This window comes from Pseudomonas sp. G1002 (genome assembly GCF_013385455.1).
In the GTDB taxonomy this organism is placed as follows: domain Bacteria; phylum Pseudomonadota; class Gammaproteobacteria; order Pseudomonadales; family Pseudomonadaceae; genus Aquipseudomonas.
In genome coordinates this window covers 71,974-95,074 of record NZ_JACAPY010000001.1, presented here as the reverse complement: position 1 = coordinate 95,074, position 23,101 = coordinate 71,974, and the positions used below count along the sequence as shown (strand labels likewise).

At 61.2% G+C, this 23,101-nt stretch carries 18 protein-coding genes; 12 read left to right on the top strand and 6 right to left on the bottom strand.

What is annotated here, in order from left to right; all coding sequences use genetic code 11:
- The first annotated feature begins 100 nt into the window (after nt 1-100).
- Together HX801_RS00410 and HX801_RS00405 are read left to right on the top strand one after the other, a co-directional pair.
- On the top strand, nt 101-715 hold the full coding sequence (locus HX801_RS00410; RefSeq protein ID WP_003210363.1) for a biliverdin-producing heme oxygenase: 615 nt from the start codon (nt 101-103) through the stop codon (nt 713-715).
- Entirely contained in the window at nt 712-2,940 is a 2,229-nt protein-coding gene (locus HX801_RS00405) for an ATP-binding protein (protein ID WP_008438474.1), read from the top strand. The genes HX801_RS00410 and HX801_RS00405 overlap by 4 nt, the downstream gene beginning before the upstream one ends.
- Nucleotides 2,941-3,300: 360 nt before the next feature.
- Here the strand turns inward: HX801_RS00405 and HX801_RS00400 are convergent, their stop codons facing one another.
- Together HX801_RS00400 and HX801_RS00395 are read right to left on the bottom strand one after the other, a co-directional pair.
- Nucleotides 3,301-4,620, bottom strand: a complete 1,320-nt coding sequence (locus tag HX801_RS00400) for an ATP-binding protein (RefSeq protein ID WP_177021387.1) — start codon at nt 4,618-4,620, stop codon at nt 3,301-3,303.
- Nucleotides 4,617-5,327 (bottom strand): response regulator, encoded by a 711-nt coding sequence (locus HX801_RS00395; RefSeq protein WP_023659139.1) that lies wholly within the window; start codon nt 5,325-5,327, stop codon nt 4,617-4,619. Before HX801_RS00395 ends, HX801_RS00400 begins: the two co-directional genes overlap by 4 nt.
- Before the next feature lie 164 nt (nt 5,328-5,491).
- Between HX801_RS00395 and HX801_RS00390 the strand changes: the two genes are divergently transcribed.
- From HX801_RS00390 to HX801_RS00375, 4 genes are all read left to right on the top strand, one after another.
- Nucleotides 5,492-6,280, top strand: coding sequence for a VacJ family lipoprotein (locus HX801_RS00390; protein ID WP_177021386.1), 789 nt, complete (start codon nt 5,492-5,494; stop codon nt 6,278-6,280).
- Entirely contained in the window at nt 6,270-6,515 is a 246-nt protein-coding gene (locus HX801_RS00385; RefSeq protein ID WP_003210371.1) for a hypothetical protein, read from the top strand. Before HX801_RS00390 ends, HX801_RS00385 begins: the two co-directional genes overlap by 11 nt.
- A 137-nt stretch (nt 6,516-6,652) precedes the next feature.
- Nucleotides 6,653-8,572 carry an alkaline phosphatase D family protein gene (locus tag HX801_RS00380; RefSeq protein ID WP_177021385.1) on the top strand — a complete coding sequence of 640 codons (1,920 nt, stop codon included), beginning with the start codon at nt 6,653-6,655 and terminating at the stop codon, nt 8,570-8,572.
- A gap of 136 nt (nt 8,573-8,708) precedes the next feature.
- A complete protein-coding gene (locus HX801_RS00375; protein WP_023659140.1) occupies nt 8,709-9,722 on the top strand; it encodes a diguanylate cyclase in 1,014 nt (337 codons plus the stop codon).
- A 4-nt stretch (nt 9,723-9,726) separates the two neighbouring features.
- Here HX801_RS00375 and HX801_RS00370 read toward each other — a convergent pair whose 3' ends face one another.
- Nucleotides 9,727-10,755, bottom strand: coding sequence for an amino acid ABC transporter substrate-binding protein (locus HX801_RS00370; protein WP_008438485.1), 1,029 nt, complete (start codon nt 10,753-10,755; stop codon nt 9,727-9,729).
- Nucleotides 10,756-10,899: 144 nt separating this feature from the next.
- Between HX801_RS00370 and HX801_RS00365 the strand changes: the two genes are divergently transcribed.
- Both HX801_RS00365 and HX801_RS00360 read left to right on the top strand, forming a co-directional pair.
- Nucleotides 10,900-11,796, top strand: coding sequence for a LysR substrate-binding domain-containing protein (locus tag HX801_RS00365; protein WP_102605928.1), 897 nt, complete (start codon nt 10,900-10,902; stop codon nt 11,794-11,796).
- A 106-nt stretch (nt 11,797-11,902) separates the two neighbouring features.
- Nucleotides 11,903-13,153, top strand: coding sequence for an aspartate aminotransferase family protein (locus HX801_RS00360; RefSeq protein ID WP_177021384.1), 1,251 nt, complete (start codon nt 11,903-11,905; stop codon nt 13,151-13,153).
- 44 nt (nt 13,154-13,197) lie between these two features.
- On the opposite strand, the gene HX801_RS00355 is transcribed toward HX801_RS00360, so the two are convergent.
- Both HX801_RS00355 and HX801_RS00350 read right to left on the bottom strand, forming a co-directional pair.
- The gene (locus HX801_RS00355) at nt 13,198-13,581 is read right to left on the bottom strand and encodes a DUF1640 domain-containing protein (RefSeq protein ID WP_003210382.1); all 384 of its coding nucleotides are present in this window, start codon (nt 13,579-13,581) and stop codon (nt 13,198-13,200) included.
- Between the two features lies 1 nt (nt 13,582).
- Nucleotides 13,583-13,840, bottom strand: coding sequence for a hypothetical protein (locus HX801_RS00350; protein WP_003210383.1), 258 nt, complete (start codon nt 13,838-13,840; stop codon nt 13,583-13,585).
- 293 nt (nt 13,841-14,133) lie between these two features.
- Here HX801_RS00350 and HX801_RS00345 point away from each other — a divergent pair, with 293 nt between their 5' ends.
- The 4 genes from HX801_RS00345 to HX801_RS00330 all read left to right on the top strand — a co-directional run bounded on the left by HX801_RS00345 (nt 14,134) and on the right by HX801_RS00330 (nt 20,563).
- Complete coding sequence (locus tag HX801_RS00345; RefSeq protein WP_177020388.1) at nt 14,134-15,471, top strand: carbohydrate porin; 1,338 nt, start codon at nt 14,134-14,136, stop codon at nt 15,469-15,471.
- A gap of 113 nt (nt 15,472-15,584) precedes the next feature.
- Nucleotides 15,585-18,002 carry a glucose/quinate/shikimate family membrane-bound PQQ-dependent dehydrogenase gene (locus tag HX801_RS00340; protein ID WP_008438499.1) on the top strand — a complete coding sequence of 806 codons (2,418 nt, stop codon included), beginning with the start codon at nt 15,585-15,587 and terminating at the stop codon, nt 18,000-18,002.
- Nucleotides 18,003-18,246: 244 nt separating this feature from the next.
- Nucleotides 18,247-19,104 carry a 2OG-Fe(II) oxygenase gene (locus HX801_RS00335; RefSeq protein ID WP_177021383.1) on the top strand — a complete coding sequence of 286 codons (858 nt, stop codon included), beginning with the start codon at nt 18,247-18,249 and terminating at the stop codon, nt 19,102-19,104.
- 34 nt (nt 19,105-19,138) lie between these two features.
- Nucleotides 19,139-20,563 carry a pyridoxal-dependent decarboxylase gene (locus tag HX801_RS00330; protein ID WP_177021382.1) on the top strand — a complete coding sequence of 475 codons (1,425 nt, stop codon included), beginning with the start codon at nt 19,139-19,141 and terminating at the stop codon, nt 20,561-20,563.
- 30 nt (nt 20,564-20,593) lie between these two features.
- Here the strand turns inward: HX801_RS00330 and HX801_RS00325 are convergent, their stop codons facing one another.
- Nucleotides 20,594-22,930, bottom strand: a complete 2,337-nt coding sequence (locus HX801_RS00325) for a bifunctional diguanylate cyclase/phosphodiesterase (protein WP_177021381.1) — start codon at nt 22,928-22,930, stop codon at nt 20,594-20,596.
- Nucleotides 22,931-23,101: the final 171 nt, after the last annotated feature.

Sequence of the window (23,101 nt, the reverse complement as noted above, 5' to 3'; positions counted from 1 at the left end):
AGCATCGCGATATCAGCCAAGGCGAACTTCACGGCGACTCCTGCGGTCAGTTATTAAGCAACCTTACATGGCCAGCAGGCCCCCAGTTCGAGTTTACTGAATGCATTCACAGGCCCATGACGTTAGTGCGCCCCCTGTACTTGAAGCCCTGCGCTCGGGTACCGCTTTACTGCACGTCGCCCTGGAAAAGCGCTTGCCGTTTTTCTCCCCGCAGCTCGATCACACTCGGTATAAACGCCTGCTCCAGGCCTATTACGGGTTCTACAACCCTCTGGAAACGACGCTGAACGACAGCGGCTTGATCCCCGTGGGGTTTGATCAGATGCTGCGTCGCAAAACTCCCACCTTGCTGACGGATCTTCACGCCCTGGGCCTGGACGCCCGAGCCATCGCCGCCCTTCCCCATTGCATGTCGCTACCGCTCCTCGACACGCCGGCCGCCTGCCTGGGCGCGCTGTATGTGTTGGAAGGTGCCACCCTGGGCGGGCAGATCCTGCGCCGGGAAATGGCCCAGCGCCTGGGACTGGATGCCGACAACGGCGGCGCGTTTCTCAACGTGTACGGCGCCGAAACCGGTCGGCGCTGGAAAGACTTTCTCGACTACCTGAGCCATGTGCCCCTCGATGCGCACGCCAAACTGCGCGCCGTGAACGCGGCCCGCTCGACATTCAGCTGCTTTGAGCAATGGCTCGACAGCCAGGAGGTACTGCTATGAAACCCGAAGATTTTGAAGAGTTGCTTGCCAACTGTGCAGACGAACCCATCCGCTTCCCGGGGGCCATCCAGCCCCACGGTGCGCTGCTGACCCTGTCCGAGCCGGAACTGCATATCGTGCAGGTGAGCGCCAACGTAGCCGAACTGTTCAACCACTCACCGGAATCCTTGCTAGGCCAGCCGCTGCACACATTGATCGGCATTGAACATGCCGAAGCCGTCCGGGCCATGGTCACGCAAAACAGCTTTTTCGACGCTGCACCGCTGCACATGACCCTCAACGGCGCCGAGTTCGAAGGCTTGCTGCACCGCCATCAGGATGTGCTGGTGCTGGAGTTCGAACCACGGCTCAAGGACTTCCAGCCGCGGGCACTCAATGGTCGGACCAGCAACCTGGGCAAGATGCTGCAACGCCTGCAGGCGGCGAAAACCCTGCAAGCCTTGTATGAAATCAGCGTCAACGAAATCCAGGCCATGACCGGCTACGACCGGGTGCTGATTTATCGTTTCGAAGAGGAAGGCCACGGCCAGGTGATCGCCGAAGCGTCCGCCCCGTCGATGGAATTGTTCAACGGCCTGTTCTTCCCGGCGTCTGACATCCCCGAACAAGCCCGGGAGCTGTACCGCACCAATTGGCTGCGGATCATCCCCAATGCCGATTACGAGGCAGTGCCGCTGGTGCCCAGGCTGCGCCCGGACACCGGCCAGCCCCTGGACCTGAGCTTCGCCACCCTGCGCAGCGTGTCGCCGATTCACTGCCAGTACATGAAAAACATGGGGGTGCTGTCGTCCATGAGCATCTCCCTGATGGCCGGCGACAAACTCTGGGGCCTGATCAGTTGCGGCAACCGCCAGCCGCTGCTGGTGCCCAATGATTTGCGCACCGCGTGCCAGACCATCGGCCAGGTGCTGTCGTTGCAGATCAGCGCCATGGAGGCCCTGGACCTAAGCCGCCAGCGCGAAGAAAAAGTCGAGGCCCTGGCCTTGCTCAGCCAGGCCATGCAGGCCTCGCCCGCAAACGTCTTCGATGGCCTGGCGCAGCGTCCGCAATTGCTGATGGACCTGACCCTCGCAGGCGGTGTGGCGATCATCGAAGACAAGCAACTGCACCGTTACGGCAATTGCCCGGAACCTGCGCAGATTCGCGCCCTGCACAAGTGGCTGCAAGAGACCGGGCAGCCGGTGTTTGCCAGCCATAACCTGGCCTCGGTTTACCCGCCGGCGGCTGAATACCAGCACGTAGCCAGTGGCGTGCTGGCCATGAGCTTGCCCAAGCCGGTGGACAACGGCGTGTTGTGGTTTCGTCCCGAAGTGAAGGAAAACATCAACTGGAGCGGCGACCCGAACAAACCCCTGGACCTGGAAAGCACCGACGCGGGCCTGCACCTTCGCCCACGCACCTCGTTTGAAATCTGGAAGGTGGAGATGGCCGGCATTTCCACCAAATGGAGCCACGGTGACCGCTTCGCCGCCAACGACCTGCGCCGCTCGGCCCTGGAAAATGACCTGGCCCGCCAGGTGCTGCGTGAACAACAGGCGGTGCGCGCCCGGGATGAACTGGTGGCGGTGGTTTCCCACGACCTGCGCAACCCGATGACGGTGATCTCGATGCTCTGCGGCATGATGCAAAAGGCCTTCAGTTCCGATGGCCCACACACCTCGCGACGGATTTCCTCGGCCATCGATACCATGCAACAAGCCGCCGGGCGCATGAATGTGCTGCTGGAAGATTTGCTCGACACCTCGAAGATCGAAGCCGGGCGCTACACCGTCAAGCCGGTGGCCCTGGACGTGAGCCAGATGTTCGAGGAGGCCTATTCACTGCTCGCGCCCCTGGCGATGGAAAAGGGCATCGACCTGTCCTTCAATGCCGAACCCGGGCTGCAAATCCATGCCGACCCGGAACGGTTGTTCCAGGTGCTGTCGAACCTGATCGGCAACGCCATCAAGTTCACCCCGCGCCAGGGCAATATCGGCATCAGTGCGTTGAGCAATGGCGAAGAGATTGTGTTTTCGGTGCGTGACTCCGGCGAAGGGATCGCCCCTGATCAGTTGCCTCACGTGTTTGATCGCTACTGGACGCAAACCGAAAACAATCCCACCGGCAGCGGCCTGGGCTTGTACATCACCCAAGGCATCGTGCAGGCTCACGGCGGGCGGATCGAGGCTGAGAGTGAGTTGGGGCGAGGCAGCGAATTTCGGTTTACGGTGCCCAAGCCGGCTTGAAACGGCGCCTCATCGAGACGGCGAAGCATATGGAAACCCAAAGGCCCGGAACGCCGGACCGGGCCAGGGCCACTGATCAGGACGCACTCAAAGGGAGGTGAATGCGCACACTTCACGTCCTTTCTAATGAGAGCCAACATCTATGTCCTTTCCAATCATTGGCAGCGCTTTCCATATCCAATCCTTCAATCAACCCACTCATTCGCCTCAAGCCACTCAACCCGTCCAACCTGTTCAGCCGGCCCCCAAACCAAACGATGAGCCCTCGCGTAGCAGCTCCAACCAGCAAATTTTTCAGTCGAATAGCGGTAATCTGACTGATCTGGGAAAAGGCAATTTGCCGTGAGGGTTTAAGCCTTCCTAAACCGGCAACACCACCACGGCGGCCAACCCGCCACACGGGCGATTCTCCAACGTCAGCGTTCCACCGTGTTCCAGGACAATCGCCCGTGCCGTGGAAAGGCCCAAACCGACCCCGCCGGTACTTTTATTGCGTGAGCCTTCCAGCCGAAAGAACGGCAGGAACACCTGCTCATGCTGCTCCTGCGGGATGCCCGGGCCACGGTCCAGTACCCGTATCGTCACCACGCCCGGACTCTGTTGCAGTTCGATTTCCGGCGCCCGCCCGTAGTGGATCGCATTGTCCATCAGGTTGGTCATCACTCGCTTGAGCCCCAGCGGACGACCGAAATACACCAGCCGTGGCGGGCCATTGAAGCCGATGTCGATGGACTGATCGCGGTAGTCGTCAATCAGCGTTTGCAGCAACTCCGCAAGGTCCAGTTGGGTGGCCTGTTCCAGGCGCGCATCGTCGCGAAAGAATTCCAGCGCGGTGTTGATCATCGCCTGCATCTCGTCGACATCACGGAACAGGCGGTGCTGCTGGTCGGCATCTTCGATGAATTCCCCCCGCAGGCGCAGGCGGGTCAGCGGCGCACGCAGGTCATGGGAAATCGCGGCGAGCATCTGGGTGCGGTCCTGGATGAAGTGCTGCAACTGCGCCTGCATGCCGTTGAACGCGAGAATCGCCTGGCGGATTTCCTGGGGGCCGACCGGCTCGATAGGCGGCGCACGAAAGTCGGCGCCGAAACGTCGCACACCCTGGGCGAAATACTGCAGCGGCCGGGCCAGGCGCCGGGTGGCGATCAGCGTGACCAGCGCGGTGGAAATCAGTACCAGCATCAGCACGATCAGGCTTCGCGGGCCTTCCGCCAGGCCCCAGCTGCGCGACGGCGCGCTGAACATCAGCCAGGATTCATCCACCAGTTGCACCACCAGCGCATAGCGCCCGCCGGGGCCAGGCCAGTCGGACGGTTCGTAGGCTTCCATTCGCCGCTCCGGCCCCTTGAGCAGCTGTTTGAACACCTGGTCGGAGTGAAACCCCGGGTCTTCCAGAACCGGCACATCAATGCCTGTGCGGGTGGCCGACCAACTCACCTTGAAGCTGTCATCGGCCACTGCCCGAGTCAGTTGCGCGCGCTGGGACGGCTCTGCCGCTTCGATCATCCGCACGATCACCGCGACCTTCTCCAACAGGCCGGTTTCACCCAACGGCGGCCTGGCCCAAACGCCAGCCAGTTGCACAAACAGCGCATTGAAGGCCAGCGCTGTGAGCATCGCAATCAGGATGGTCAGGGCAATCCAGCGGGCCACGGTGTCCCGAGGTTTGAAGCGGCTCATGAGCGGGTCACCGCGACGGTGAACTGGTAACCACCGTTGCGCACCGTACGAATCATCGCCGGGCGCTTGGTGTCGAACTCCAGCTTGCGTCGCAGGCGGCTGACCTGCACGTCGATGCTGCGGTCGAACGCGTCGTGGCTATGGCCCCGCGCCAGGTTCAGCAATTGCTCGCGGGTGAGCACGCGCTGCGGGTGTTCGACGAACACCAGCAGCAGGTCGAACTCCCCGGACGACAACGGGATCATCACCTGGTCCGGCGAGCGCAACTCACGGCGCGTCAGGTCCAGTTGCCAGCCGGCGAAACGAATCAGCGGGCGCGACACGTCGCCCAACGTCGGCCGGTTTTCACCCGCCCGACGCAGTACGGCGCGCACCCGGGCAAGTAATTCACGGGCATCGAAAGGTTTGCTCAGGTAATCATCGGCGCCCATTTCCAGGCCCACCACGCGATCACTCAGTTCGCCCATGGCGGTCAGCATGATCACCGGTGTTGCGTATTGCTGGCGCAGGCGCTGGCACAGCAACAGGCCGTTATCCCCCGGCAGCATCAGGTCGAGGATGATCAGGTCGGCAGGTGTACGCTCCATGGCCGCCCACAGCTCGGCGCCATTGGCGGCGGTCTCGACCGTGTAGCCATGTTGCAGGAAGAATTTCTTCAGCAGGGCGAGGACCTCGAGGTCATCGTCCACGATTAAAAGATGGCTCACCGATGGGCATCACTTGGTCTTGTCGATGCACCATCTAAAACCATTCGACGCGGCCCGTCATATATTTCAATCGTGCAATAAAGCGTCAACGGCGCAATAAAGCAGACATCTTTGCGCAAGCTGCGGCTGCCAGCATCGGCTTCCTTTTCCCGGAGACTGACCCCATGCGCTCGCTGACGTACCCCCAGCACCTGGCTCGCCAGGCGGTGTTGTTGCTGACTGTGTCTTACCTCACAGGCTGCGCGAGCCCGGTCAACGTAACGAGTACCACACGCTGCGCACAGGTTTCCTACCCGGTGTATGACCCCGCCGAACCGGTCAACCGGGGCGTGTTCGCCTTCAACCGCGCGGTGGATGACTACGCCCTGGCGCCTGTAGCCCGAGGCTACCGATACATGCCGGAGTTTTTCCAGCAGGGTGTGCATAACTTCGCCAGCAACTTCAGCGAGCCCAAGGTCTTCATCAACGACCTGCTGCAAGGCAACCCACGGCGCTCGATCAACACCCTGGGACGTTTTGCGGTGAACACCACCGTGGGGATCGTCGGCTTGATTGATGTCTCGGACCCGCTGGGCATCCCTCGCCACACCGCCGACTTCGGCCAGACCTTTGGCGTGTGGGGGATTGGCAACGGGCCGATTGTCGAACTGCCGTTGCTGGGCACCGGCAACAGCCGCGATGCGGCGGGCAAGGTCCTGAACTTCCTGGTGGCGCCGCTGGGCGACAGCGATACCGTGCAAACCCTGGGCACCATCAGCCTGGTGGGTGGCACAGTGGACACGCGCGCCTCGTTGCTGCCGCTGACCGACAGCCTGCAAAAGCTGCCGGACTACTACAGTGCCTTGCGTAACGTGGTGGCCGAACACCGCGCGGCCTTTGTGCTGGAGGGCAAGCAGGGGGCGACGTCGCCTCAGGCCGATAATTGTGCACAGGGAGCCGGCGATGATTTCTGAATCAAGCTCACTGGTCCTGCAACGTCAGGTTCGTAAACGCGGGACCAGCGCGCTGCTCTGCCGGGAGACCCGCCTGAGCCTGTCGTCGGAGCAGGGCCGCCTGGTGCTGAGCCGCTATGTCGAACGGTACAGCCCGCAGGGTGTGCGCTGGGTCGAGCGCCAGCACAGTGTGGCCCTGGCCGAAGTGCTGCGCTGGATGATTGCCGAAGGCGAGACCTGCGCCACGCAGTCATGATTTGAGATGAAAGGTTTATAGCCCGGGCCAGTGGGCGCCGGGTAATTTGCCGCTCGCCCGGGTATCGCGCCTTAACAAAACGCTGACATTCAATGCGTTACCTTTTCGGCCCAACCTTGCCCAGAGCCGTTGCCTTGATGCCTCACCCCGACACACTTCCCGCTGTACTCGCCGGCCCGTTGCTGCGACGCCTGGAACCGCGGCGCCTGGTGATGTGGCTGGTGGGAAGTCGTCCCCTGGCATTGACCCTGAGGCTGCAAGTCGCCCAAGGCGCGGCGCTCGATATCGAGTTGGACGCCAGCCAATGCAAGGTGGTGCCCGTCGGGCGCCAGGCCTTTATCCACCTGATCGACGTACCGCTGGCGGAAGCCCTGCCCCAGGACGTGAGCATCGGCTACGACCTGCTGGTAAACCGTGCCGGTATCGCCGAATGGGCGCCGCACCTGCTCTACCCGGGCGCACAAGGCCCGCATTTCGTCCTGCACAGCCGCATCCACCAATTGGTCCACGGTTCCTGCCGCAAGCCCCATCACAGCGCAGCCGACGGTTTGCTGTGTGTCGACCGGCTGCTGGCCGAATCGAACACCCTGGAGGAACGCCCGGCCTTGTTGATGATGAGTGGCGACCAGGTCTACGCCGACGATGTCGCGGGGCCGATGCTGCGGGCCATTCATGCGCTGATCACGCGCCTCGGCCTGTTCGACGAACACCTCGACGGTGCCGTCGTCGACAACAGCGCCGCGCTTTATGAGCATGCCGCCAGCTACTACCATCGAGCCGACCTGTTGCCCGCCCTGAAGAGCAACGAGACCCTGCGCGAGCGTTTTTTTGGCGGGGTGAAGAAGCCTATTTTCACCAGCAGCAGCGCCGACAACCACCTGGTGACTTTTGCCGAAGTCATGGCGATGTACCTGCTGGCGTGGTCGCCCGTACCGTGGCAGCTGATCACACCGCAAGCGCCGCAACTGCGCGCCGAAGGGCACGTACGCTATGGGCACGAGCAAGTGCAGATCGACATGTTCCGTGACGGCCTGGGTGGCGTGGCCAGGGTGTTCGCCCACCTCTCCTGCCTGATGATCTTCGATGATCACGACATCACCGACGACTGGAACCTCAGCGCCCAATGGGAAGAAACCGCTTACGGGCATCCGTTCTCCAAGCGCATCATCGGCAACGCACTGCTGGCCTATATGCTGTGCCAGGGCTGGGGCAATAACCCGGATGCGTTCGATACGGTGATCGGCAAAACCCTGGCGCTCACCACACAGGCCCACGACAACTACCTGCAGCCTGACGCTCAAGATGAGCTGGTGGATGACCTGCTGAAGTTCCAGCAATGGCATTACGTGCTGCCCACCACCCCCGCACTGGTAGTGCTCGACACCCGTACCCGGCGCTGGCGCAGCGAGTTCAACCTCAAGCAACCCTCCGGCCTGCTGGACTGGGAAGCGCTGAGCGAACTGCAACAGGAGCTGCTGGATCACCCTTGCGCGGTCATCGTTTCACCGGCGCCGATCTTCGGCGTTAAGCTGATCGAAACCGTGCAGAAGGCCTTCAGTTGGTGCGGCTACCCGCTGCTGGTGGACGCGGAAAACTGGATGGCCCACCGCGGCGCGGCACAGGTGATCCTCAACATCTTTCGTCACTCCCGCACACCGGGCAACTACGTGATCCTCTCGGGAGACGTGCACTACTCGTTCGTCTATGAAGTGCTGATTCGCCACCGCAATGCCGGTCCAAAAATCTGGCAGATCACCAGCAGCGGCATCAAGAACGAATTCCCGCCGCGCTTGCTGGAATGGTTCGACCGTCTCAATCGATGGCTCTACTCACCGCGCTCACCGCTGAACTGGTTCACCCGTCGCCGACTCATGCAGGTAGTGCCGCATATTCCGGAACACGCTGAAGCGGGCGAACGGCTCTGGAATTCTGCCGGGATCGGGCAGGTGTTTTTTAACCGGCAGGGGCAGCCTGAGGCGATTTATCAGCACAATGCCAATGGGGCGCCCAGGACCAGGATGGCGGCGCCTGATCAGAAGCTGAACCCAAGCAAGTAGTGGCTTTTAGCCACACTCTCACTAGACCAAAGACCCCCTTCTAAGCGCCAAGGCGCCGTTGTACAGTACCGCCAGCCACGGAGTATCGGCATCAATTTGGCTGGCCCCAGGAGCCAGTCCACGCAGGGAGTGCGCAATGGACGATACATCCGGCAGCGAACCGTCAAGGAAGGACTTTTGCGACCTTAACGCCGACATGCTGCATGCCATCATGGAGCTGGTCAGCGACGGGATCTGGGACTGGAACGCCAACACCGGGTTCGTCTACCGCAACCCCGGCTGGTACGAAATGCTCGGCTATGCCCATCACTCCCTGGAAAACAGCGTATTCACCTGGGAAAACGTGATTCATCCCGATGACTATCCCCAAGTGATGGTGCTGTTTGATAACTACATCAACCGCCGCACCACTCACTATCAAGCCGAATACCGCTGCCGCAAGAAAGACGGCTCCTACCTGTGGATCGAAGACCGCGGCTACGTGATCGCACGTAACGACGACGGCTCGGTGGCACGCATGGTCGGCGCCCACCGCAGTATCCAGGCGCGCAAACAGTCCATCGAACAGCTGGAGCGCCGCAATCAATCCCTTGAAGCTCTGGTGGCCGAGCGCACCCGCGAGCTGTCGCGGGTCAATCAACAACTGCAGTTGCAACTGGACGAGAATCGCTCCCTGGCCGAACGCGACGCCTTGACTCGCGTGGCCAATCGTTACCGCCTTGAACGCGTCCTGCTGGAAGAGTGCGCTCGCGCCCAACGGTTTCGCCTGCCGCTGTCGCTGATCGCCATGGACATTGACGACTTCAAGCCCATCAACGATCAGCACGGCCATGCCGTAGGCGATGAAACCCTGGTGCGCGTGGTGGAATGTCTGGAGGCCTGCATTCGCCACGGCGACTTGCTGGCCCGCTGGGGCGGCGATGAATTCATGGTCATCGTGCCCAAAAGCACGTTGGAGACCGCGCGGGAATTGGCCGAGCGAATGCGCTGTGCGCTCAAGGACTTGCCCGCCGTGGGCAGCTTCAAGGTGACGTTGAGCCTCGGCGTGGTAGAGCGACGCAACGATGAGTCACCCGCCTGCCTGATGGCCAGGGCCGATCAGGCGTTGTATCGCTCCAAGGCGGCGGGCAAGGACACGGTTTCTTCGTGAAACCTCAGCGAACCGGCGGCGCGTACTGGATCCCGCCATTGCTCCACAGGGCATTAAGGCCGCGCTTGATCTTCAGCACGCTGCCCTGGCCGATGTTGCGCTCGAACACCTCGCTGTAGTTGCCCACTTGCTTGACGATCTGCACGACCCAGTCCTTGCGCAGTTTCAGGTCCTTGCCGTAGTCACCGTCTGCGCCGAGCAAACGGGCGACGTCCGGGTTCTTGCTGGACTTGGCTTGCTCTTCAACGTTCTGCGAAGTGATGCCCATTTCCTCGGCATTGAGCATGGCGAACAACGTCCACTTGACGATGCTGAACCACTCGTCGTCGCCCTTGCGCACCAGCGGGCCCAATGGCTCCTTGGAAATGACTTCCGGCAACACCACGAACTCATCCGGGTGAGCCATCTTGATCCGCTGGGCGTACAGCCCCGACTGGTCGGTGGTAAGCACGTCGCAGCGGCCCGCTTCGAGGCCCTTGGCACTTTCGTCAGCAGTGTCGAAGGTAATCGGCGTGTACTTCAGGCCGTTGGCGCGGAAGTAATCCGAGACGTTCAGCTCGGTGGTGGTGCCGGCCTGGATGCAGATGGTCGCGCCGTCCAGGTCCTTGGCGCTCTTCACACCGAGCTTGGTGTTCACCAGGAACCCGATGCCGTCGTAGTAGGTCACGCCGGTGAACACCATGCCCATGCCCGCGTCACGGGAACTGGTCCAGGTGGTGTTGCGGGAAATCAGGTCGATCTCGCCGGATTGCAACGCAGTGAAACGCTCCTTGGCGGTCAACTGGCTGAACTTCACTTTCGACGCGTCACCAAAGAGTGCTGCGGCGACGGCGTGGCACACGTCCACATCAATGCCGGTCATCTTGCCGTTGGCGTCCGGCACGCCAAAACCCGGTAACCCATCACTGACCCCACACTGGATAAAACCCTTCTTCTGGATCGCATCCAGGGTCGCCCCCGCGTGTGCGCTTGCGGCCAGCCCCAATAGTGCTGCGGCGGTGAATGCCGCCAACGTGGATTTCATGTGCTTCATGCAAGGCGCTCCCTGTCGGTCTTTATTATTCGGCGCCACAAACCCGCGCCGTTTATAGTGTTGCCGGTCAGTATCAACGGCTTTACACCTTGGCCACAAACGACGTTTAGGCAAAGGCTCCTTCCGATTTGGAATGAACTTCTCATGATCTCGAAACGCTTGACCCCTTCGATGACCGCCCTGCAGTGCTTCGAAGCCGCCGCCCGCCACCTGAGTTTCACCCGCGCTGCCGAAGAACTGCACCTGACCCAGAGCGCGGTGAGCAAGCAGGTGGCACAGCTCGAAGAGATGCTCTGCCACCCGCTGTTCCAGCGGGTGCGCCAGCGTTTGTACCTGTCGCCGGCGGGCTCGCTGTACCTGGAGGAAGTACGCAAGATCCTCAACCAGGTAGATATTTCCAGCCGCTACATCCTCACCTACGGTGGCGAGACCGAAGTGCTGCGCATCGCCACCCAGCCGACCTTCGGTGACCGCTGGCTGGTGCCCAAGCTCAAGGATTTTGCCGCGCGCCATCCCAATATCCATCTGGACGTGCGCAACGAACTGGAGCCGTTCGACGTGTTGCAGGCCAAGGCGGATATCGCGTTTTTCTTCGGCCAGGGAGCGTGGCCGGGGGCAACTTGCATCGAGTTGTTTCGCGAAGCCGTGGTGCCGGTCTGTGCCCCCGGGTTTGTTGCCGCTGGCAGCGACGCCTCGTCCCGCCACACCTTGCTGCAATGCACCTCGCGCCCGGAAGCCTGGCACGAGTGGTTTCTGGAACAGGGCCTGCACTCGCAAAACAGCTACCACGGGCCGCGTTTCGACACGTTCTACATGTGCATCCGCGCCGCGCAATCGGGGTACGGCGTGGCGTTGGTGCCGCAGTATCTGGTGGCCGAGGAATTGGCGAACGCCAGCCTGATGATCCCCTGGGATTACAGAATGCCGAGTGCCGGCGCGCACTTTATCGCCCATGCCGAACATGCCGGGGAGATCCCGAAAGTGAAGGCGTTCCTGAACTGGATGGTGGATGTGGCGAAGGAGCTTGCTCCCTCGCCATAGCACATCCCGACTTTTAATAATGACCCGGCGACTTTATTTCGTTTGCGGGGCAAGGCGGCTCACGGCTTAGATAAAAGGACGCATCCTATTCTTGAGTCCCGGATCCATGAGCCGCCAAACCATCAGCCAGTCGATTTCCATCGTCCACCCCATCAGCCTCAGCCATGGCCGGAACGCCGAAGTCTGGGACACCACCGGCAAGCGCTTCATCGATTTCGTCGGCGGCATCGGCGTGCTCAACCTGGGCCACTGCCACCCGCGTGTGGTGGAGGCGATCCGCGACCAGGCCACCAGGCTCACCCACTACGCCTTCAATGCTGCGCCTCACGCGCCCTACATCGAACTGATGGACCGTCTTACCGCATTCATCCCGGTGGATTACCCGGTCAGTGGCATGCTCACCAACAGTGGAGCGGAAGCGGCGGAAAACGCCCTGAAAATTGTCCGCGGCGCCACTGGCCGCACCGCCGTCATCGCCTTTGACGGTGCGTTTCACGGGCGCACGCTGGCGACGCTCAACCTCAATGGCAAGGTCGCGCCCTACAAGCAAAAAGTCGGCGTATTGCCGGGGCAGGTGTTCCACCTGCCCTACCCCAGCCGCGATAACGGCGTGACCTGCGGCGAAGCACTCAAGGCGATGGACCGCCTGTTCAGCGTGGAAATCGACGTCGACGACGTGGCCTGTTTCATCATCGAACCGGTGCAGGGCGAAGGTGGTTTCCTGGCGCTGGACGTGGAATTTGCCCAGGCCCTGCGACGCTTCTGCGATGAAAAAAACATCCTGTTGATTGCCGATGAAATCCAGTCCGGCTTCGGCCGCACCGGCCAGCGCTTCGCCTTCTCACGCCTGGGCATCGAACCGGACCTGATCCTGCTGGGCAAAAGCATCGCCGGCGGTGTGCCGTTGGGTGCGGTGGTGGGTCGCAAGACATTGCTCGACAACCTGCCCAAAGGCGGCCTCGGCGGCACCTACTCCGGTAACCCGATTGCCTGCGCGGCGGCCTTGGCCACCCTGGATGAAATGACGGACGAGCACCTGCAAGGTTGGGGCACGCAGCAGGAAGAAGCGATCGTCAGTCGCTATGAATCATGGTGTTCGAAAAGGCTCTCCCCCTACCTCGGCCGCTTGACCGGCGTGGGCGCCATGCGTGGCATCGAACTGGCCAACGCCGACGGCAGCCCGGCGCCACAACAACTGACCCAGCTGCTGGCACTGGCCCGCGAGGCGGGTTTGTTGCTGATGCCCAGCGGCAAATCGCGGCATATCATCCGCCTGCTGGCGCCGTTGACGATTGAAGCGGCGGTGCTGGAGGAAGGGCTGGATATTCTTGAAGAGTGTTTGGCGAAGTTGGCTTAAAAACCAGAAAGCCCGGCGGGAAGCCGGGCTTCGAACGGAAAACGTCAGTGGACGAGTCGGGCGACGCCAAAGGCGATGGCAGACAAGGCGCCAGCTGTTCCGACAAACCATTTCAGCAGTCGGGTTTCCAACGATTGCATATCCGTTCTGAAATTGGCGATTGAGAGATCCAACCTGGAGGTTGCTTCGAGCAGGTCGATTTTGGTCTGCATCAGATCGGACTTGGTGGCCATGTGCTCCTGCATGCCATCCAGCTTCGTCTCGACGCGCTCCAATCTTGCCTCAACTTGTGAAATACGCTTTTCCAAATCGTTTTCTCCTCCGTTGCCCCCACCGCCTGCGCCGCCTTTGCGGTCGTAGCCTGATGACGAACCTTGACGGTACTCCTGGCGAAGATAGCTCACATTATCCTTGAGGTCATTCGCCATTTCAGGCCTCCTTCTTTTGGGTCAAAGCATTCAGTCCATCAGCTACACCTTCCATGCAGTCGATAAACTCATTCAGCTTCACCCATGCTTCATCTGCCGCCTGTTTTACATCCACGTCTTCACTATGTTTGAGCGCACCGGACAAGCTAATGATGCCGGAGCCGAGCCTAGCAATTGCACTGTGATACTGACCGAGAATAATGACTAATTCCCCGGCTGTTACGGCCTTTGCCTCACCCACGTTGTCGTCGCCTTCCATGTCGACCCCCCATCTGTTTTGGTGACGCAGATAACCACGCCCTCAAACACAAACCAACGCACAGATTGCTACCAAATCCGACGATCCAGCGCACTATTACCAAATCCGAAAGAATCCATCTTCCGTTTAGCCCTTTCTCTCCCCGCGCCAGGGCTTTATCCTTGTCAGCAACAAACTGAAACGTTTCATCATTCCACCAAACCATCGACCGCCCGTGTTCAACGCCCTTGTGCGAACGCGCCAGGCCGCTGTTTGCGTTTCAAAACCATAAATATTAAGACCCCATTTTGCCTATGCCTGCTTTCCCCAACCTGCGCCTGTGCGCTGCGCTGTTACCGTTCGGTCTGATCAACTGTGCCCAGGCCGCACCTGCCTTTGACGCTGAATCACCGTGGATGCTGGGTGATTTCGGCGGCGCTCGGACAGCGCTGTCTCAACAAGGCTACGACTTCAAATTCGACTACACCGGCGAAATGGGCAGCAACCTGCACGGCGGCTCGGATCACGACCGCACTGCGCGCTACAGCGACCAATTCGGCCTGGGCACGCACCTGGATCTGCAGAAGATCCTCGGCTGGCACGACGCCGAGTTCCAGTTGACGGTGACCGAGCGCAGCGGCAACAACATCACCAATGACCGGGTCAACGATCCGCGTGTGGGCGGTTTTACCTCGTCCCAGGAAGTCTGGGGCCGTGGCCAGACCTGGCGCCTGACGCAGATGTGGTACCAGCAGAAATTCTTCGACCAGAAGCTCGACATCAAGGCCGGGCGCTTTGGCGAAGGTGAAGACTTCAACAGCTTCCCCTGCGACTTCCAGAACCTCGCATTCTGCGGCTCGCAGGTCGGTAACTGGGTTGGCAGCATCTGGTACAACTGGCCGGTGAGCCAGTGGGCGTTGCGGGTCAAATATCACCTGACGCCCGAGTTGTACGCCCAGGTCGGCGCCTACGAACAGAACCCGTCCAACCTCGATCGCGGCAATGGCTTCAAGCTCAGCGGCAGCGGCACCCAAGGCGCCCTGCTCCCGGTTGAGCTGGTGTGGACGCCTACGCTGAACGGCCTGCCCGGCGAATACCGCGCCGGCTACTACTACAGCAGCGCCAAGGCCAGCGATGTGTATAAAGACCGCAACGACCAGCCGGCAGCCCTCAGCGGCGAGGCCTATCGCAGCGCCTCCAGCAAGCACGGGGTGTGGCTGGGGGTGCAGCAGCAAGTCACCAGCCTGGCCAGCGACCATTCTCGGGGCTTGAACGTGTTCGCCAACGGCACGATGCACGACAAGAAAACCAACGCTGTGGATAACTACGTGCAAGCCGGCGTGGTCTACAAGGGCCTGTTCGACGCCCGCGCCAAGGACGATATCGGTTTCGCCGTGGCCCGGGTGCACGTCAACCCGGCCTACCGCAAGAATGCCGAGGCAAGCAACCAGGCCCACGCGGTATACGACTTCGATGACCCATCCTACCTGCCGATTCAACACACGGAATACAGCGCTGAGCTCTATTACGGCATCCATGTCACCCAGTGGCTGACGGTGCGCCCGAACCTGCAATACATCCGTCACCCCGGAGCCGTGGCCCAGGTGGATGACGCACTCATCGGCGGGATCAAGCTGCAAAGCTCATTCTGACGGTGTAAGTAAATTCTGAAGAAAACGAATTAGCCCTGAACCAAGCCTGCGCCGGAACGTCATCTACAGTGAACTGTGCGCAATCAATTCAAAACGTAACGGAGAACCACACTATGAGCACTGATGGTGCTTCAAGTCCAAGTCGCCTGCTGCCCAGGCTGCTGGGGATCTTGCTGCTGATAATGGGCCTGGCCTTGTTGGCCGGGGGGATCAAGCTGAGCATGCTCGGCGGGTCGCTGTATTACCTGCTGGCCGGTCTCGGCATCACCGTCACAGGCCTGTTGCTGCTGGCAACACGCCGTGCGGCGCTGGGCTTGTACGCACTGGTGCTGTTTGCCAGCACCGTATGGGCGCTGTGGGAAGTCGGCCTGGACTGGTGGCAACTGGTACCGCGCCTGGCCCTGCTGTTTGCCCTCGGCATCGTCATGCTGCTCCCGTGGTTCCGCCGTCCGTTGCTGCGTGGCCAAGCCTCGCCGCTGGGCACTGGCGCGCTGAGCGTCGCGGTCGTACTGGCCGGCGCCGCTGCATTGGCCAGCCAATTCACCGACCCGGGCGCCATGGTCAAGAAAGGCCAGCTGGACCGCGATGCGGTACCGGGCATGGCCAGCACTGCGCCAGCCCAGGCTGATGGTGACTGGAACTCCTATGGCCGTTCGGCCTTCGGTGATCGTTACTCGCCACTCGCACAGATCACTCCGGAAAACGCCCACAAGCTGGTTCCAGCCTGGACCTTCCGTACGGGCGACATCCCTGGCCCAGGCGATCCCGGTGAAACCACCGCGGAAAACACCCCGCTGAAAGTCAACGGCATGCTCTACGTGTGCACGCCCCACAGCCAGGTGATTGCCCTGGACCCGGACACCGGCAAGGAAATCTGGCGTTTCGACCCGAAGATCAGCAGCGAAGGTGCTGCCAACTTCAAGGGTTGGGCGCACATGACCTGCCGTGGCGTGTCGTATCACGATGATGCCGTGTATGCCTCGGAACAGAGCCCGACTGGCAGCGCCAGCCCGGCCGCCGCGCCGAATGCCTGCCCGAAACGCATCTTCGTCCCTACCGCCGACACCCGTCTGATCGCCCTGAACGCCGACACCGGCAAGATGTGCGAAGACTTCGGTGACAAAGGCCAGATCGACTTGCGTGCCAACATCGGCACCTTCGCCCCGGGCGGTTACTACTCCACCTCGCCACCGGCCGTTACCAAGAACCTGGTGGTAATCGGCGGTCACGTGACCGACAACGTCTCCACCGACGAGCCTAGCGGCGTGATCCGTGCGTTCGACGTGCACACCGGCAAGCTGGTGTGGAACTGGGACAGCGGCAACCCGGACGACACCACCCCGTTGGCCGAGGGCAAGACTTACACCCGCAACTCGCCAAACATGTGGTCGATGTTCGCGGTGGACGAAAAACTCGGCATGCTCTACCTGCCGATGGGTAACCAGATGCCCGACCAGTACGGCGGCGACCGGACTCCGGACTCCGAGAAGTACAGCGCCGGCCTGACTGCCCTGGACATCGACAGCGGCCACGTGAAGTGGACCTTCCAGTTCACTCACCATGACCTGTGGGACATGGACGTGGGCGGCCAGCCTTCGCTGATCGACATCAAGACCGCTGACGGCGTGAAGCAAGCGGTGATGGCGTCGACCAAGCAAGGCAGCATCTACGTGATCGACCGCTCGAACGGTCAGCCTGTAGTGCCGATCAATGAAATCCCTGTACCGCAAGGCGCAGTGGCCGGCGATCACACCGCACCGACCCAACCGAAGTCCGACCTGAACTTCATGCCACCGCCCCTCAAGGAGCGTGACATGTGGGGCGTGACGCCGTTCGACCAGATGCTGTGCCGGATTGACTTCAAATCCATGCGCTACGACGGTCCGTTCACCCCGCCATCGCTGCAGGGCTCGATCGTTTACCCAGGTAACTTCGGCGTGTTCGACTGGGGTGGCATTTCCGTCGACCCGGTTCGCCAGATCGCGTTCGTGAACCCAAGCTACATGGCATTCAAATCGAAACTGATCCCGGCCGCCGACATTGCCAAGCAAGGCCCACGGGTCAGCGAAACCGAAGGCGTGCAGCCGAACAAAGGCGCGCCATACGGTGTGATCCTCGAAGCCATGCTGTCGCCACTGGGCCTGCCGTGCCAGGCGCCGGCGTGGGGTTATGTGGCCGCGGTCGACCTGACCAACCACCAGACCATCTGGATGCACAAGAATGGCACCGTGCGTGACAGCTCGCCGGTTCCGATTCCACTGACCATGGGCGTGCCAAGCCTGGGCGGGACTTTCACCACCGCCGGTGGCGTGTCCTTCCTCAGCGGTACCCTTGACCAGTACCTGCGTGCCTATGACGTGAAAAACGGCAAGCAGTTGTGGGAAGGCCGCCTGCCAGCAGGCGCGCAAACCACACCAATGACCTACACCGGCAAGGACGGCAAGCAGTACGTGCTGGTCATGGCCGGCGGTCATGGTTCCCTGGGCACCAAGCAGGGTGACTATGTGATGGCGTTCAAACTGCCGGATTAAGCAAAACCGGCAGTAAGAAAAAGGCGGCTACCTAAGTGGGTAGCCGCCTTTTTTTATGCGTGAAATAAAGCGATCCGATAGCGCCGATGTATTTAAAAGTTTACTCGGAAAAGTCCTATACCTCCCCAAAAGTCTTTCCCTCAACTTTGGCCCTGCGCCATCCGACGCTCACTGTCGCCAGTAAATCCCCAGCCAAACAAACGTTATCTATATGACGTGCTGTAACTAACATGGAGTTTTCATCATGACGGACCTCAACAGCGTTGAATCAATACCTGCAGTCCCGCATAGCCAGGCGCCCGGGATCCTGGCGCTCGAGCAACTCGACACACTCAGCCTGGAAAAACTTATTCGCGGAGAAATACTTGCCATCCGGGTACCTGACTACGCGAATGAACAAACCAGCGAAGTACTAAATAAACATATCAACGAAACGGCGACGCTCCAGGAATATAACCACGAGACCTATGAGCACGGAAAAGTTGTCCAGCATTTCTATGGTGTCCATCGCTGGGGAACACCGTTCAACTCCACCTACGGCAAGGCCGCAGACAGCTATTCGCGACAGAAATACTACGCAGACGCCACCCACATGCGCTGCGTGATCGATGACCTCTGTGCCCCGCGCAAACCACCCATCCATCTACTGATGGAGCATATCCGGCAGGTGTGGCCAGAAGGCGCGACAACCGCGGCCTTCCAGGGCCAGCCGATGTTCTGCGGCATTATCCGCGCCATGTTCCCGGAGACAGCCCACCTCTCCGAAACAGTCCCCCATGTCGATTGCCTGCCCTTGTCGATTGCCGAACTGGAACATCAATTCAGCGCGAATATTTACCTCGAAGTACCACCTTCGGGAGGTGAACTGGTCATTTGGGATACCGAGGCGTTTACCTACGACGAGGTCATCCGTTTCGAAGGGGCGGAACTGCCCGAAGATCGTTTGCAAAAACCGCTGCGCATCCAGCCGCAGAAAAACGAACTGGTGATTATCAATACTCGCCGTCCCCATGCCATTTGCGGTTTCGATTCAGGCAAGCGCATCAGCATCCAGTCGTTTATCGGCTATACCACTGGCCAGCCGTTTTACTTCTGGTGCTAACGCCTTTATTTCTCTTCCTGACGGACACCCTGATATGACACCTGAAGAATTCCGCCGACATGGCCACGCCATGATCGACCTGATTGCAGACTATCGACAAAACATCGAGCAACGCGGTGTGCAACCCACCACGGCCCCGGGCGAAATCAGGTCCGCATTGCCGGCCAGCCCGCCTGAGACAGCCGAACCGTTCGAACAGATCATGGGCGACGTCGAAACACTGATCATGCCCGGTCTGTTGCATTGGCAGCATCCAAGCTTCTTCGGGTTCTTCCCGTCGAATGTGGAACTGTCCTCCGTCCTCGGCGATTGCTTGAGTACCGGCCTGGGCGTGGTGGGATTGTCGTGGCAATCGAGCCCGGCCCTGACTGAAATAGAGGAAGTCACCACCGATTGGCTGCGCGACATGATCGGCCTGAGCGCCAACTGGAGCGGAGTGATCCAGGACTCGGCCTCGACCTCCACCCTCGTGGCGCTGATCAGCGCCCGCGAACGCAGCTCCCACTACGCGCTGATGCACGATGGCCTGCAAAACAGCGGCGCCTCCTTGATCGTCTACACCTCGGCCCACGCCCATAGTTCAGTGAACAAGGCCGCGATCCTGGCGGGGTTCGGCCAGAACAATATCCGTACCGTGGCAACCGACGAACACAATGCAATGTCACCGCATGCATTGGAGCGGGCAATCGAACAAGACCTGGCTGCCGGGAACAGACCCTGTGTGGTGATTGCGACCACCGGCACAACGGCAGCCATGGCCATCGACCCCCTGGAAGCCATCGGCGCCCTGACGCAACGCCACGGCCTGTGGTTGCATGTCGACTCAGCCATGGCCGGGGCCGCGATGATCCTCCCGGAATGCCGCGCGCTGTGGCACGGCATCGAGAACGCCGACTCGCTGGTCCTCAACCCTCACAAATGGCTGGGGGCGGCGTTTGATTGCTCGGTGTACTTTGTACGCGACCCCGAGCACTTGATTCGCATCATGACCACCAACCCCAGCTATCTACAGTCCAAGGCTGACGGCCAGGTCAGGAACTACCGCGACTGGCGGATCTCCCTGGGCAGCCGGTTCCGCGCGCTGAAGCTGTGGTTCCTGATCCGCGAGCAAGGCGTCAGCGGCCTGCAGGCCCGGCTGCGGCGTGACCTGGCGAATGCCCGCTGGCTGGCAGAACAGATTGAAGGCAGCAAACACTGGAAACTGGTAGCCGCCGTTACCCTGCAAACCTTGTGCATTCGCCACGAGCCACCAGGCCTTGATGGTGAGGCGCTGGATAACTACACCCGGGCCTGGGCGGAAAAGCTCAACCATTCAGGCAGCGCCTACGTCACCCCCGCCGTTCTCGACGAGCGCTGGATGGTACGCGTGTCCATTGGCGCGCTGGGGACGGAGCGCCACCACGTCGAAGGCTTGTGGGAACGGTTGCAAAGCCTGGTCGATGCAACGGTGGAACACTGAAAGACCGGTGTCGGTGCAGCCACCGACGCCCTAGACCGGCACGCGCTCGCGGCGCATCCACATCTCAAACGCCATGGCATTCAACGGCCGGCTGATCAGATAGCCCTGGGCCGTGTCGCACTTCCAGAGCTTGAGCAGCTTGAGGCTGGGCTCGAACTCCACCCCTTCGGCCACCACCTTGAGCCCCAGGTTGTGGCTCATTTCGATGGTCGAGCGCACGATCACGCCGTCGCCGGAAGTGCTGTCGAGGTTGCGCACAAACGATTGGTCGATCTTCAATTCCTGCACCGGCAGGCGTTGCAGTTGCGCCAGGGATGAATAGCCGGTGCCGAAGTCATCCACCGACAGGCTGATGCCACAAGCGCGCAGTTGCTCCAGCACGCTGAGGGCCTGGGCCGGGTTGTGCATGATCGCGCTTTCGGTGATTTCGAAAATCAGTTGCCGGGCCGATACCCGGTAGTGCGCCAGCAACTCGGTCACCCGCAGGGCCAGGCCGTCATCGGCGAGGTCATCCACCGAGATGTTCACCGACAACTGCACCTCCAACCCGCGCACCGCCCACTCGGCCAGTTGGCGAATGGCTTCTTCGATCACCCACTGGGTCAGGCTGCCCATGCTGCCGGTGCGCTCGGCCAGGGGAATGAACTCGGCCGGCGACACCAGGCCCAGGGTCGGGTGCTGCCAGCGCAACAGCGCTTCGGCCTGGCGCACATGGCCATGGTGCAGGTCGAGCTTGGGCTGGTAACACAGGTACAACTCGCCCTCCGTCGGCGCCCGGCGCAGGTCACGAATCAGGCTGATCTGGCGTTGATGGGCGAGGTCGCGGTCCTGCTGGTAGATCTGTAAGTAACCCGGGAACGCTGCCGCATCGTGGCGGGCAATCGCGGCGCGGCTGATCAGCTCTTCAACCTGCTGGCCGTCGGCCGGGTAGGCGGCGATGCCGATGCTCACTTCGTGGCGCAATTCATCGCCACCAATGCGCTGGGGTTCGGTGAGCAGCCCATACAAGCGGTCAGCCAGGGCCACCGCGCGGTCGATCGCAGTGTTTTCCAGCAGCAGCAAAAACTCGCTGCCGGTGATGCGCGCGGCGGTGTCGCTGGCCGACAGGCTCGACAGCAGGCAGCGGCTGGCTTCGCGGAGCATTTCTTCCACGCCTTCCGGACCGTAGCCTTCGTTGATCACCCGGTAGTTTTCAATCCCCAGGTACAGCAACACCACCGGCCGGCCAGCGCTGATGGCGCTGCCCAGGCGCTCCATGGCCAGCGCGCGGTTAGGCAGGCCGGTGAGCGGGTCGTGCAAGGCGTTGTGGGCCAGTTGTCGCTCGCGTACCGCGATCCCGGTTTGCATGGCGTTGAAGGCCTGGGCCAGCAGGCCGAACTCATCGTGGCTGCGCACCTGTACCGGTGTGCGGTAGTCACCGGCCCCGATGCGTTCGGCCGCCTGCACCAACGCATTGAGTGGGCGTGAAACCCGCCGCGCCAGAAACAACGCACCCGCGAGCGACACCAGCAGCACCACCAGGGCGATCGCGAGAAATTGCCGGTCCAGCGGCGCGAAGGATTCAAGGGCGTGGTCCAGCGGGCTTTGCAGCAGCACCCGGACCTCGCCACCGTCTGCCGTGTTGCCCAACGGCAGCACCTGGCTGAGATAGCGCTGGCCGTGGAACAGGTTCAATTGCGCCACCGGGTTGATGTACGCGCCCTGCAGGTCGCCGGCAATCGACGCCTGTAGCGCCTCGGGCTGAGTACTGAACAATTCGCCGGGCTGACCATGCTGCGCGCTGATGAACGACACTTCCAGGTTGCTCATGGAGCGCAATTCACTGGCAAAGATTTCGTCCATGGGAAAGCCCATGGCGACACGGGCGATCGGTGCGGGGTCGACGACTTCCTGTTGCACCAGCAGGAAAGGCCGGCCATCCAGGGCCACGATCAACATTTGCAGGCCGCTGCGCCGGGCCTGGCGCAAGGCATCGTTATAGGGAAAGGCCTGGCCGGACGTCAGCGCCGGTAACGTGCTGACCATCACGCGGCCGTCGAGCCCCAGCACAAATACCTCGCTGGAACTCAGGCCGGTACCATGCCGGCGCAGGGTCGCGAGAATCGCGTCGGGTTCGCCATCGGCGACAGCCTGGCGAAACGGCAGGTCCGCCGTCAGCCAGTTCAAGCCGTATTGCAGGCGCCGGCCACGCAGGTCGAGCAGGCGTTCGAACACCTGGCTGCCGGTTTCCAGCTGCACCTGGGCCTGGTTTTCCACGGCGCGATTGGTGGCGGTCTTCACCGCGAAATACACCGCCGCCACGACCACCAGCAACAGCAGCGCCAGCACCCCGGCAATCCGGGTTTGAAACGTATGGCGCCACCTCATTCTGTTGCCCTCTGGCAGCGCCTGCCCCCTCCAGCCGAAACGTCCCTTCGTCATACGCGTCCCTCGCGATAGCTGAACCGGCGTCAAATAAATATCCTTTTTACAGGGATATTTGAATTATCCAGATTAGCTGCGCAAGAGAAGAAGTGCACCCAATAAATACGGGAGTTT